The 13,465-nt window shown below is 41.0% G+C and carries 12 protein-coding genes; all 12 read right to left on the reverse strand.

The annotated features are described in order from the left end of the window. Nucleotides 1-216: 216 nt before the first annotated feature. The 12 genes from PYS62_RS00115 to gltX all read right to left on the reverse strand — a co-directional run bounded on the left by PYS62_RS00115 (nucleotide 217) and on the right by gltX (nucleotide 13,409). Nucleotides 217-990 carry an IS30 family transposase gene (locus tag PYS62_RS00115; protein ID WP_390864844.1) on the reverse strand — a complete coding sequence of 258 codons (774 nt, stop codon included), beginning with the start codon at nucleotides 988-990 and terminating at the stop codon, nucleotides 217-219. Continuing rightward, complete coding sequence (locus tag PYS62_RS07430; RefSeq protein ID WP_066714190.1) at nucleotides 968-1,288, reverse strand: helix-turn-helix domain-containing protein; 321 nt, start codon at nucleotides 1,286-1,288, stop codon at nucleotides 968-970. Before PYS62_RS07430 ends, PYS62_RS00115 begins: the two co-directional genes overlap by 23 nt. Nucleotides 1,289-1,845: 557 nt before the next feature. Continuing rightward, complete coding sequence (locus PYS62_RS00120) at nucleotides 1,846-3,510, reverse strand: sensor histidine kinase (protein WP_066714188.1); 1,665 nt, start codon at nucleotides 3,508-3,510, stop codon at nucleotides 1,846-1,848. Then, nucleotides 3,500-4,180, reverse strand: a complete 681-nt coding sequence (locus tag PYS62_RS00125) for a response regulator transcription factor (protein WP_066714183.1) — start codon at nucleotides 4,178-4,180, stop codon at nucleotides 3,500-3,502. The genes PYS62_RS00120 and PYS62_RS00125 overlap by 11 nt, the downstream gene beginning before the upstream one ends. Then, nucleotides 4,177-4,827, reverse strand: coding sequence for a phosphate signaling complex protein PhoU (gene phoU, locus PYS62_RS00130; RefSeq protein ID WP_066714181.1), 651 nt, complete (start codon nucleotides 4,825-4,827; stop codon nucleotides 4,177-4,179). Before phoU ends, PYS62_RS00125 begins: the two co-directional genes overlap by 4 nt. Continuing rightward, nucleotides 4,827-5,582 (reverse strand): phosphate ABC transporter ATP-binding protein PstB, encoded by a 756-nt coding sequence (gene pstB / locus PYS62_RS00135; protein ID WP_315574207.1) that lies wholly within the window; start codon nucleotides 5,580-5,582, stop codon nucleotides 4,827-4,829. The genes phoU and pstB overlap by 1 nt, the downstream gene beginning before the upstream one ends. A gap of 21 nt (nucleotides 5,583-5,603) precedes the next feature. Then, nucleotides 5,604-6,464, reverse strand: coding sequence for a phosphate ABC transporter permease PstA (pstA, locus tag PYS62_RS00140; RefSeq protein WP_066714176.1), 861 nt, complete (start codon nucleotides 6,462-6,464; stop codon nucleotides 5,604-5,606). Between the two features lie 3 nt (nucleotides 6,465-6,467). Then, nucleotides 6,468-7,334 carry a phosphate ABC transporter permease subunit PstC gene (gene pstC, locus PYS62_RS00145; RefSeq protein WP_066714174.1) on the reverse strand — a complete coding sequence of 289 codons (867 nt, stop codon included), beginning with the start codon at nucleotides 7,332-7,334 and terminating at the stop codon, nucleotides 6,468-6,470. Between the two features lie 64 nt (nucleotides 7,335-7,398). Then, complete coding sequence (locus tag PYS62_RS00150; RefSeq protein WP_390086073.1) at nucleotides 7,399-8,238, reverse strand: phosphate ABC transporter substrate-binding protein; 840 nt, start codon at nucleotides 8,236-8,238, stop codon at nucleotides 7,399-7,401. Between the two features lie 332 nt (nucleotides 8,239-8,570). After that, nucleotides 8,571-10,148: a 23S rRNA (uracil(1939)-C(5))-methyltransferase RlmD gene (gene rlmD, locus PYS62_RS00155; RefSeq protein ID WP_066714171.1), complete on the reverse strand. Its 1,578-nt coding sequence runs from the start codon at nucleotides 10,146-10,148 to the stop codon at nucleotides 8,571-8,573. Nucleotides 10,149-10,176: 28 nt separating this feature from the next. Continuing rightward, nucleotides 10,177-11,886 carry a glutamine--tRNA ligase/YqeY domain fusion protein gene (locus tag PYS62_RS00160; RefSeq protein ID WP_066714169.1) on the reverse strand — a complete coding sequence of 570 codons (1,710 nt, stop codon included), beginning with the start codon at nucleotides 11,884-11,886 and terminating at the stop codon, nucleotides 10,177-10,179. A gap of 32 nt (nucleotides 11,887-11,918) precedes the next feature. After that, entirely contained in the window at nucleotides 11,919-13,409 is a 1,491-nt protein-coding gene (gene gltX, locus PYS62_RS00165; protein ID WP_066714167.1) for a glutamate--tRNA ligase, read from the reverse strand. Nucleotides 13,410-13,465: the final 56 nt, after the last annotated feature.

Here is a 13,465-nt window from a genome sequence, read left to right on the forward strand (position 1 = left end):
ATACATACCTATCCATCAGGTATACATTTCTGCCAATTAAAAAATTCTACGTGAAAATGGACAGATCTATGCTGTCTGTCTGTCAAGGATTTTGTCAGTCTTTTATGCTAATTTTTCTTGTGCTAATTATACAAGAAAAAATCTATATTGACTAGCCTTTATATATTGTATGGCGAGTTGCAAGTTTAATTGTCGCACCATAAATCCAAACTTTTGTTACATCGCTTCACAATACATCTCATTTGCAGACTTGAATTTAAAGATTTTTCTCGGATAATTATTAACCCAATCTTCAATTCTTTGCAGCTCATTTTTCGTTATTCTTGAAAAATCTGTTCCTTTAGGTAAGAATCTGCGTAATATGCCATTTCCGTTTTCATTACTGCCTCTTTCATAGCTGCTATATGGATGTGCATAATATACTTCATTGCATCCTGATGCTCTTTTTATTCCCATTCCATCTAAAAACTCCGAGCCATTGTCTGCTGTTATTGTTTTAAATACTTGGCTAAAGTCTCCTCCTACTCGTCTTTTTAGCTTTCTTATCCCTTTTATCACTTTATTTTGTGTTTTGTTTTTTACTAACACATAAAGTGATTTTCGTGTCTTTCTTTCAACTATCGTTAGTATTACAGGCTTTGTTCCTTTTTTCTCAATCACCAAATCAATTTCCCAATGCCCAAACTCTTCTCTGTTTTCTGCTTCAATTGGTCTATCTTCTATGCTTTTACCATTTCGATTATTCAATGATACGCTTCTTACTCTATGTTGCCTTCTTTTGCTTTTCTTCTTGTGTAATAACTCTTTGTTACTTATTCCCAGAAACAAGCCTTTATCTATGTAGTTGTACAGTGTCTTCACGCATATGCTTGTCTTAAATAGCAGTTCTTTTGCCTCTATATATCCAATTACTGCTTCAGGAGACCAATGCTCTTTTCCAATCTTTTTTTCTATGAATTTTACCAGTTCATGATCTGAGCCAATCTTCAGATTCCTTCCTTCCTTTGTTCATGTTTGCTCTTTCATGCTTTTCTTGTGCTACATCTGCAAAGTAGACATGAACTTTCTGTACATCTCCTTTTTCAAGTATGTTTTTTGTTGCCGTTCTTAATTGCTCTGTCAGTCCTCTTTTTCGTTCTCTTTCTATTGTTCGCTTTGAACATCCTATTTGCATGGCAATGGCGCTTGGTCTCATTCCTGAAGCCAATAATGCTTCGATTTTGTATCTATCTCGTTCAGTTATTTGTTTCCATTTTCTTTTTTTAATGATATTATTGATTTGTTCCATTGGTCTCTCCATTCTTCTTTTGCCTGATAACAAAAGTTTACTTGAATGAAGTCCTCAATGGAACCTTTTTTATTCTATTTGCGACAATTTATTTTACAACTCATACTTTATATATTGTATATCCGTTATTTACTCGTCTATTTTCATTACGCTCCCATCTAGCTTCATTACGTGTTGTATACAATGAAGCTTTGCTTTTGAACTCTGAAACTATTGCTCTGTACTCTGAAACTTTGATTTAGAGCATCATATTATTTCTTACTATATTATGCTTGTAATACTGTATATCCACACTTCACAGGGTGGGTGCAAAGTGGGTGCACTTTTTAACGTTAACATCCTGTGCACTCGACCCTATAGCGTAGACATGTTCCCTCATACAGAAAAATCGCACTCAAAAATCACGCCGAGCTATCTTACAGCCGCCGTATACCAAACCTTTTAACGATAGCCCTCGCAAACCCCTGCTACACAAAGGCAAATTTGCACCCACCTAATCAGCCCTTGACATCGTTAATAAAACATCTGAATAGATGTGTTAGTCATATTTTGCCGAATCAGCTACATGATTTTTTGGGAAACTCTACAGTAATCACAGTCCCTTGATTCGGTTCACTCTCTAACGTTATCTTTCCATGGTGATATGTCACAGCATGTTTTACGATGCTAAGTCCGAGTCCGGTACCGCCGGACTGTTTGGAATGGCTTTTGTCCACACGGTAAAATCGTTCAAAGACACGCTCTTGATGTTCTTCTGGAATCCCAATACCCGTATCTGCTACCTCAAGTCTGACATGCTTATCGTCCTCGGAAACAGCAATTTTCACGCTGCCACCACTCCTGTTATACTTAATTGCATTATCACAGAGATTATAGATAATTTCATAGAGAAGTCTTTGTACCCCGCACATATTTCCATCAGAACCGCTCCATGAAAGTGAAATATTTTTTGATTTTGCAGAGTCAAAGAGTGTTTCACAGACTTCATCCGCCAGATTACCAAGCGAAACCTCGGAAATGGGCATATCTGTCCCTTCATCCAACTGCGATAACCGAATAATATCCTCAATGAGCGTCACCAGTCTGCTTGCTTCCTTTCTGATATGTCCCACAAAGCGGGGAATATCTTCCGGTTTGGCAAGGCCACTTTCCATTAAATCTGTATAGCCTATGATTCCCTGAAGTGGTGTCTTAAGTTCATGGGACACATTTGCTGTAAATTCCCGGCGCCTTCTCTCTGCCTCTGCCTGTTCCGTAATATCAAACGCCAAAATAACCGTTCCAACCACCTCATCATCGGACAAGATCCTGCTCAGATCAAACTGATACTCTCGTCCGTTTCGATGTTCTCTGAACTCTGCATGCCCGTTTTCCATAGATTCTTGCATGAAATCACGAATATTTTGATGGCGGTCAACCTCAATGATGTTTTTTCCAATACAGGTATCAGTCACACGGAACAGTTTTTGTGCTGATAGATTGATAGTAATAATTGCCCCAGCATTATCCAGTAAAATCAAACTTTCACGCATATTGCTGGTGATTTGATGAAATTCATCCTGTTTCTGTTTCAAACAGGAAAGTGTTCGTTGTATCTCATTTTGCTGCCATTGAATGCGGCGTAATAGAGGAGATAGTTCTTCATAGGTATCATTTTCTAGTGGGTTATCTAAATTCAATCTGTTTAAAGGGTCAACAATGTGCTTTGCCATACGTTTTCCCAATACCGCTGACAGAAGAATAGCAAGAATACCAATGATAAGAATCGGTTGTATCACGCCAAGAAGAAGTACAACCACTGTGATGCGACTGACAGAAATTCGTAAAACTGTGCCATCTGTTAACCTTACTGCCTCGTACAATGTCTTTTCTGTCAGTGTTGTGGAATAGCGGGAACTGCTACCCGTTCCATTTTCAAACGCTTCTTTGATTTCTTCTCTATCGGCATGATTTTCCATGTTAGCGGGATTAGTTTCATTGTCAAACAACACTTTTCCCTTTTTGGAAACCCATGTGATGCGATAATTTTTTGAATCAAGTTGATTTAAAAAATCCTCTCCTGCAGCCTCCGTTCCCCGTGCGGCGATTGATAATTCATCTACCAACTGATTCTTTTGAACCGTTTCAAAATAGTCAAACATACAGGCAGTAATAATCAGAAGCGTGCCTAACAATGTACTGAAAGCAACCAAAAGAATGGATTTAAAAATTTTACTGCTCATATCTCAGCCTCCATCGATAACCGATATGACGAACCGTTTCAATGCATTTTCCATACCGATCTAATTTTTTTCTCAGGGTTTTAATGTGCATATCTAGTGTTCGACTGTCTCCCATGCAATCGGTATTCCAAACCAAATTGTAAAGCTGTTCTCTCGTAAAAGCTGTTCCCGAATGGGATAAAAATAAATGTAGGAGTTCAAATTCCTTAAAGGTAAGAATAACACGCTCTCCTTCTATTGTAAGCGTTCGCTCGTCTAAATTCAGAATTAAACTGTCCAGTTGCAAAAGTTTGGAAACCCGTCCTTTCTGACATCTGCGTAAGACTGCTTTTACACGTGACACCAATTCCATCACACCAAATGGTTTCACAATATAGTCATCGGCGCCTAAATCCAGTGCCTGAATTTTTTCATATTCAGCACCTCTCGCCGTTGCCATAATGACCGGAATATTTTCCAGTTCCAGCGAATGCTTCATCTTACCTAAAAGTTCCACGCCATCCATTCCCGGAAGCATCACATCCAGTATCACCAATTCTGGTTTTTCTTTTTGAATGGCATTCCAAAACTGCAATCCATCGGAAAATCCTATTGCCTCAAACCCAGTGGAATTTAATGTGTATATCTCTATTTCTCGAATGTTTTCATCATCTTCTACACACCATATCATTTTCCCCCCTCCTTATGCTTTCCTGTCATTGCATAAATAATCCATTCGGCAATATTGACTGCATGATCTCCGATACGCTCCAGATACTTGGCAATCATAAAAAAATCCAGTGCCGATTCGGCATCCACATATTGTTTTATAATCAATTCTACAACTGTATTTTTCATACGGTCGAAAAAATCATCTACAATGTCATCTTCCAAAATCACATTTTCTGCAAGTGCTATATCCTTCCGAACGAATGCATCCACACTGTCTGTTACCATTTTTACAGTTGCTAGAGCCATATCATCGATAAGTTCTGCCTCTTTTATCTGACTGCCATTCAATAAAATGACAAGTTCTGCAATGTCCTCCGCTTGATCCCCGATTCGTTCCATATTGGTAATCATTCTAAGTGCAGCAGAAATTTGACGCAAATCACCTGCTACCGGCTGCTGATGCAAGAGTAATTTCATACAGAGCTGTTCAATGTCTCTTTCCAATTGATCAATTTCTCTGGCATGCTCTTTCTTCTCTCTTGCTAACACTACATTTCCTTCAAACAAGGATTTCGTTACCCCTGCGATTGTTTCTTCACACATAGCTCCCATTCGGATCAGCTGGGTATTAAGTTCATCCATTTGCTTGTCAAATTGATTCCTCATTATCCAAACCTCCCCGTAATATAATCTTCAGTTCTTTTATCCTGTGGCTGGTCAAAAATATTGTCCGTTGCCCCAAATTCCACCAGTTCACCAAGCAGGAAAAATGCTGTATAATCCGAGACCCTAACTGCCTGCTGCATATTATGCGTTACCATGACGATAGTATAATCTTTTTTCAGTTCCATAACCAATTCCTCAATCTTAGAGGTTGAAATCGGGTCCAAGGCACTTGTCGGCTCATCCATCAAAAGGACATCCGGATCTACTGCCAAAGCTCTGGCAATGCAAAGCCTTTGTTGCTGACCACCGGACAACCCCAATGCATTTTTCTTCAGACGATCTTTAACTTCATCCCAAATTGCAGCACCTCGAAGTGCCTTTTCAACAATCTCATCCAAACGTGCTCGATTTGTTGTTCCATGAGTTCGCGGACCGTAGGCGACATTATCATAAATACTCATCGGAAACGGATTCTGTTTTTGAAATACCATTCCTATTTGTTTACGCAATTCATTGACATCAACATGATGTGCAAAAATATCCTCTTCCCTATAATAAATATCTCCGCTAATTTTTACGGACGGAATCAGATCATTCATGCGATTCAATGTCTTTAAAAAAGTAGACTTTCCACACCCTGACGGCCCAATCAATGCAGTAATACTCTTTTCCGGAATTTCAATATTGATCTTTTTCAAAGCCTGATGTTCGCCATACCAGAGACACAAATCTTTGGCAGTAATGATTGAACCCATATGTTTCTTTCCTTTCTTCATTTATCGCTCATTTCTCTTCTTGGTATAATATTTCTGTGTCATTTCAGCCGCAAGATTTATCATCAATGCTAAAAGCATAAGTATTGCGGCAATCGCAAAAGCAATGCCAAATTCTCCATTTTCCTTTGCATAAACATATAAACTGACGGTAAGCGTTGCTCCGGGAGAGATAAGGCTGTCTACAAATCCATGCAGCGTATGGGCAAATCCTGCGGTGAAAAGAAGTGCAGCGGATTCTCCTAATATTCTTCCTACGGATAAAATACAGCCGGTAATGACACCGTCCACACATCCGGTAATGACTACTGTGCGTATCACACGCCATTTTCCAGCACCAAGTCCGAACGCTCCTTCACGATAGGACATTGGAACACTTTTTAAACTCTCCTGTGTATTTCGCATAATAATCGGCAAATTCATGACTGCAAGTGTCAACGCTCCTGCCAAAAGGCTGGTTCCTATATGGTTTGCAAATATCAGCATACCCACCAACCCATAAATGATCGATGGAATACCCGACAGTGTCTCTGCCGTGTATTCAATGGCAGAAACTATCTTTTGATTTGTCGCATATTCTGTCAAATAGATTGCTGCCCCAACGCCGAGTGGCAGCACAATCAGCAAGGCCGCAATCATAATGTACAAGGTATTCAGAATATCCGGTAAAATGCCAATACGGTCACTGATATAACTGGGTGATGTATATAAAAAAGTCCAGTTGATACCTGGCAATCCTTTTACCAAAACATAAACCAGCAAAAATAATGAAACGGCTGCTGTCAAACCGGTGCAAATATACATCAGTCCTTTCATGAACACTTCATATTGCTTTCGTCTTAGTTTGCGATATTCTGTATTCATTTCCTATTTGACACCCCTTTTCAAAAAGAAATTTAATGTAGCATTCAAAAGCATGATGAACAGGAACAAAACCAAGGCGACAGAAAACAGAGCTTCTCTCTGCAATCCGCCGGCATATGACATTTCGCTGGCAACTGCACTGGTCAAAAAACGCACGCTTTGAAACAGGGAATCCGGCATATTGGCAACATTGCCTGCCACCATCATTACTGCCATCGCCTCTCCGATTGCCCGACCGATACCAAGTACTATTGCAGCGGCTATTCCACTTTTCGCCGCTGGAACAGACACTCGGAAGTAGGTTTCTATCTGCGTCGCTCCCAAAGCAAGAGAAGCGTCTTCATATTCCTTTGGTACTGCATCCAGTGCAGTAACGGACATCTTAATTACCGAAGGCAGGATCATAATGGCAAGCACAAGCATTGCCGCCAACAAACTTGCTCCGTTCGGAACATGAAAAAACCTTTGAATTCCCGGTACTAAAATTAACATGCCAACGAGACCATAGACAACAGATGGAATTCCTGCAAGCAGACTTACGAAGGACTGCATAAGTTCTTTGATTTTTGAATTTGCTACTTTTGACAGATATACAGCCGTAAAAAATCCAACCGGGACCCCAAGTAGAACCGCACCTGCCGTACCATAAATACTTGTAAGGATAAACGGCAGAATCCCATATTGAGGATTCTTCTTAGTAGGTGTCCATTCTGTTCCGAAAAGGAATTTTATAAGACCGATCTTATGAATAGCTGGAATTCCCGATATGACTAAATAAACAGTAATCAGAAGCACACAGCCAACTGTCATTAAGCCCAGCAGAAGGAACAGTCCATGGATAATATTTTCAATCCTTTGTTTTTTTTTCATAAACTTTTACCTCGACAAGCGGAGACACTACATCCTGTACTATATCCACCCTGCTATCCTATTCTTAATTTGCAGGGACGACACCTGCTTTAGAAATCAGACCATTAGATGTCTTGGATGTTGCATAGTCAAAGAATTTCTTTGCTGCATCCGAAAGTTTCCTATCTTTTTTTGTTACTAGTACAAAGGAACGCTGCACGGTATAACTTCCATTTTTTATATTTTTCTCGTTAACTGCTACCTTATCAACCGTCAGAGCTTTGACAGAATTCTTAACAGATGCAGCAGATGCATAACCTATAGCATTCGGATTCTGCGCAACAGTAGTAATGACATCGCCTGTTGAAGTAAGTTCCTGTCGATACTTGCAGGCGCCTTTAGTCTCTGTAATAGATTCAAATCCATCACGGGTACCGGAACCGGCTTCACGACCAATCACAACAATCTCTCCATCCTTACCTCCCACCTGAGACCAGTTAGTAATTTTTCCTGTATAAATCCCTGCAATATCTGTGAGGCTTAAATTCTGTATCGGATTATCGGGATTTACAATGATTGCGATACCGTCATAGGCGAGTACCGTTTCTGTAAGACCAGATGCCTTCTCTTCGTCCTTTAAATTTCGAGAAGACAATCCTATATCACATCGTCCCTCTGAAACTGCTTTTATACCTGAACCAGATCCGGTAGGATTATATGTAAATGTAATCCCCGTATCATTTTGAAATGATTCTCCCAAAATGCCGATGACTTTTTCCATGGATGTAGAACCGTCCGTGGAAACAGAAGACGAACCAGTCTTCTCATCGCGAACTGTATTTTCCTGACTCGTCTTTCCTCCGCATGCCGTTAAAACACCCAGGCAAAGCACACCTACTGCAACAATCGACAACATTTTTTTGATTTTCATAGTCAACACCTCGTCATTTCTTATTTTGTGGTTTTTTTCCTTTCATAATGGTAAGATTACATACTGCTTGTAAAGTTCAAAAGACAAGGTTGGTAAAGTTGTTGTAAAATATATAATGAACTGTATCAAAATCTACATAATCATTTTAGAACCTTCGTTTGGCTATGAATATTGTCACTAATATCGTTAAAAGATAAGCCCTCCTAGAATTCAAATCTTTATTATCCATTTCCGATCACAAAAATAAAGGCTTTCCAACAGCCAATCGTACTCATTAACGATAGCCCTCTGAAAAGCCTTTTATTTACTACATATTTTTTTACTTGTTAGGATGTAACTTTTGACATCAATACAACACTCTCGACGTGTTCCGACCCGGGGAACATGTCTACTGGCTGCACGAGTTTCAGCTTATACATGCCGGTTTTTAATAAGTCCACCAAATCCCTAGCCAAGCTGCCTGGGTCGCAAGACACATACAGCACTTTTTCAGCCTGCATCGCCAAAATCGTATCTATCGTAGCATGGTCCAAACCTTTACGGGGTGGATCAACGACAACAACATCAGCTAATTTGCCTGCTTTGAACAGCTTAGGGAAAAGCTCGCCAGCATCACCAGCATAGAAATCCACATTGTCTAACTTGTTCAGAACCTGATTCTGTTTGGCATGCAAAATAGCAGACGGCACAATTTCAATGCCAATGACAGACTTTGCCCAACTTGCTAACGGCAAACTGATACTGCCAGTCCCACAATACAAATCATAGACACATTCGCTGCCTGTTAGATGCAAATTGTCTAGGGCGGTCGTAAACAGCACCTCTGCGCAACTTGGGTTCACCTGGAAGAAATCCGCTGCGCCAATCTCATAGCTGAAATCCCAACCAGCTACATGCAAATTTTCACGCACGCTAGCTTTGCCTGCAACTAGCTTAAAATCATTGCTATAAATTTTGTTCGTCGCTTCTGGCTGAAAATTGACCAAGCACCCTGCTATCTTAACTTCTTTGGCCACGTTAGCTGCTATTTCACGGAAAAACTCAGCTATCTTGTCAGTGTAATGCTTCGCTTCTAAATTAAGGATAAAAGTTAAGAGCGTAGCCTGTTCCAAATTGCTATATCTAAGCATCAGGCGCTTAAAGAGGCCTGTATTGGTCGCTTCATCATAGAAAAGCGGCTCTAACTTGAGCAATTTCGCTTGCTCTATAAATTCAGCCTGACTAAACACATGGCGCAACGCCTGCCTAATTAAAGCTGCATCTTCAAATTCCGCTGGGCAAGCGTCCAAATTTATCACCTTATGTGATTTTGGGGCAAAAAAGCCTAACTTAAAGGGCAAATTGCTTTGCACGAACTCACTTCTAGCCACATTATACATTGTATTGCTGTCATGGGTATTAGTCAGGTAGCTTGGCTTATTAAGCGCAACCGCACTTTCAGCTGTTGTAGCAGTCTCCGCTCTAGCGAAATTGTAAACGAGCTTGTTTCTATAATTAGTCTGCTTGGGGGAAGCTAAAGTGGGCTTAACTAAGCTGTCAATCTGCGTTTCAGCCAATTTGGTAATCGAGCTTAAAGCGGCCTTAACTTTGGCTTGCTTGAAGTTTAAGCTGACAGCGTATGTCATATGTTGGAGCGCACAACTTCCACAAAGGCCGTAATGAGTGCAAATTGGCTTGGTGCGTTCAGCGCTTACTTTTACAACCTCTAGGCATTTAGCGACAGCATAGGTCTTTTTGACAAGCGTTAATTCAGCTTTGACTAATTCGCCTGGCAAGGCGGCCATCACGAATATAGTTATCCCCTCAAAACGAGCAACACCCTGCCCCTCAGCGTTAAAGCTTCGAATGGACAGAGTGAGTTTTTGCTCTTTATGCAAGATTTTACGAGCATCTAAGTTTTTCATGCACTAACTTTCTAGGACGCTCACAGCGTTATTTCTTCAATTTGAAGCCATCTTTCAAGCCGACTGTTTTGTTGAAGACTAGGTGTTCTAGTTTGCTATCTTTGTTGTCTAAGACGAAATAGCCCAAGCGCATGAATTGGAAATTGTCGCCATTCTTGGCTTGGCCTAAGCTAGCTTCAAGTTTAGCATCATGCAAAATTTCCAAAGAATTTGGGTTCAAGCAATCCTTGTAATTCTCTGCCTGATCTGGTTGTTCAGCTGAGAACAGTTGCTCATACAAGCGAACTTCTGCCGTGACACAGGTGCTTTGGTCTACCCAGTGAATTGTGCCTTTAACCTTGCGGCAATCTTTACCACTCTTAGTTGTTGGGTCGTATTCGCAGTAGACTTTTGTGACGTTGCCCTGCTCATCTTTATCAAATGAGATGGCCTTCACGATGTAAGCGTCTTTGAGGCGTACTTCATTGCCTAGGAAGAGGCGGAAATATTTCTTTGGCGGATTTTCCATAAAGTCGTCACGTTCAATGTAGAGGTGCTTGGAGAATGTAATTTCACGAGTGCCAGCGTCTTGCTGCTCTGGGTTATTCTGAGAAATCAAAATTTCTTTTTGCTCCTCAGGATAGTTGACGATCTCTAGCTCAATTGGGTGCAAGACAGCCATTCTTCTAGTCGCACGCTTGTTCAAGTCGTCACGCAAGCAATGCTCCAGATAGGAATATTCAATCATGTTAGGTTGTTTGGTAATGCCTACGCCTTCCATGAATGTTCTAACAGCTTCAGGTGTATAGCCACGGCGTCTTAAACCACGGAGCGTCGGCATCCGAGGATCGTCCCAACCGCTTACGATGCCCTGTTCGACCAATTCACGCAATTTACGCTTGCTCATGACAGTGTTGTACATGCCGAGGCGAGCAAATTCGATTTGGCGAGGTTTGCATTCTACTGAAATGTTATTGACTACCCAATCATAGAGTGGGCGGTGGTCTTCAAATTCCAAGCTGCAAAGTGAATGAGTAATGCCCTCAAGTGCATCTTCAATTGGATGTGCGAAATCGTACATTGGGTAAATGCACCATTTATTGCCTGTACGATGATGTTCTTTGTGTAAGACACGGTAGATGACAGGGTCACGCATGTTCATGTTGCCGCTTGCCATATCAATTTTGGCACGCAAAACCATTTTGCCATCTTCCACCTCGCCACTCTTCATCTTTTCAAATAAAGCTATGCTTTCTTCGATTGGACGATTCCGATATGGGCTTTCGGTACCTGGTTCTTGCAAAGTACCACGAGCAGCTTTGATTTCTTCAGAGCTTGATTCATCGACATAGGCAAGACCCTTGTTGATAAGTTCAATAGCGAAGTTGTACATTTTGTCAAAGTAGCTGGAAGCATAGAAGAAACGATCTTGCCAATCAAAGCCTAACCAATGAATATCGTCTTGTATAGCCTGAACGTACTCTGTGTCCTCTTTGACTGGGTTAGTATCATCCATACGCAAGTTGCATAGGCCGTGGTATTTCTCAGCTGTTGAGAAGTTAATGTACAAAGCCTTTGCATGGCCGATGTGTAAGTAGCCATTTGGCTCTGGCGGGAAACGGGTATGTACAGTTTTACCGTAGCAACGGCCGCCTGGTTGCAATTCTTCGTCAATTATCTGATGAATAAAGTTGGTGCTAGCCGTTGTTTCAGGCTCTGTCTCTATATTTACGTCTATCGCCGTTTCATTCTCTTTCATACTCTTTCTTGCCTCTTTCTCAAAAATAAAGCTTATGCTTCTGCTAACTCGGCTTTAAGCTGTTCTATAGCCTGTTCTAGTCGTTTCAAAGATTCTTGTTTGCCTAACAAAACAAGCGCTTCACTAGCTCCGCCTGGGCTCACTTGTAAACCAGTAGCTGCCACCCGAACTGGCCACATGACTTTACCGTTTTTGAGTTCATGGCTAGTTGCGTAGTTGATCATCACACCATGTAAAGCTGCTTCTGTCCAACTATCTAGTTGCTCAAATTCAGGCAAAACGGCGTGCAAGATCTCTAAGCTGGATTCAAGCGTAGTTTTCATCTTCTTATGAACAAATAAGTCGTTGCTGTAGTTCGGCAAAGCTGGTAGGAAGCTCAATTTGTCTGTAACTTCCGTGATAACGTTCAAGCGTGGTTGCAAAATGCGAGCTAAAAGTTCGCTGTTGGCTTGTAATCTCTCAGCAAGTTCACTCTGGCCTTCTGTCAATTGCTTAAGTTCTGGTTGAATGAGGGCATAGAACTCATCTACTGTCTTCTTCTGGATGTATTGGGCGTTGAACCATTTGAGTTTCTCAATATCAAACACCGCTGGAGCTTTAGCAATATGAGCAATATCAAAGGCTTGTTCTAATTCTTGCAACGTGAACAATTCTGTGGTCGAAGCTGGTGACCAACCAAGTAAAGCCAAGTAGTTGATAACTGCCTCTGGTAAGAAGCCTTGCTGAATCAGTTCTTCATAGGAAGTTGCGCCATGGCGTTTGGATAATTTCTTGCCATCTGGGCCATTAATTAATGGTAGGTGGATGTATTTGGGTTGTTTGTAGCCAAATGCTTCATAGAGTAAGACGTATTTAGGCGTAGAGCTTAGGTATTCGCAGCCACGAACTACATGTGTAATTTGCATGGAATGGTCATCTACAACGTTTGCAAAGTTATAAGTTGGGTAGTCATCGCTCTTAACCAAAACTTGGTCCTCTAAGGTGTTGTTCTGCACGGTGATGTCGCCATATACTTCATCATGGTAGGTAGTTTCGCCTGTATCTGGCATTTTCTGACGAATGACATAAGGCTCACCAGCTTGCAATTTGGCTTTGACTTCTTCGGCACTTAAGTTGCGACAATGACGGTCATAGCCAATGAATGAAGCGCCTTTGGCAGCTAATTCTTCATGTAATTTGGCTAAGCGTTCTTCGCTGCAGAAGCAATAATAAGCATGGCCACTTTCGACCAGTTTCAAAGCTTCAGGTAAATACATGTTAAGGCGTTCGCTCTGAACGTATGGACCTACTTCGCCTGGCTTGTCTGGGCCTTCATCATAGTCCATGCCCACGCTCTCTAGAGTGTTGTAAATTTTCTCAAGTGCGCCTTCGACTTTGCGTTTCTGGTCTGTATCTTCAATGCGTAAAATAAATTTACCATCATTCGATTTAGCGACCAAATACTCAAATAAAGCTGTCCTTAAATTACCAATATGCATGAAGCCCGTAGGGCTAGGTGCAAAACGTGTTCTAACCTCTTGCATACATCTCTCCCAATTAAATAGTATCCTTAAATTATATAAGATTAGCAGGCATTATG

Source organism: Amygdalobacter nucleatus, from assembly GCF_029167365.1.
GTDB lineage: Bacteria > Bacillota > Clostridia > Saccharofermentanales > Fastidiosipilaceae > Amygdalobacter > Amygdalobacter nucleatus.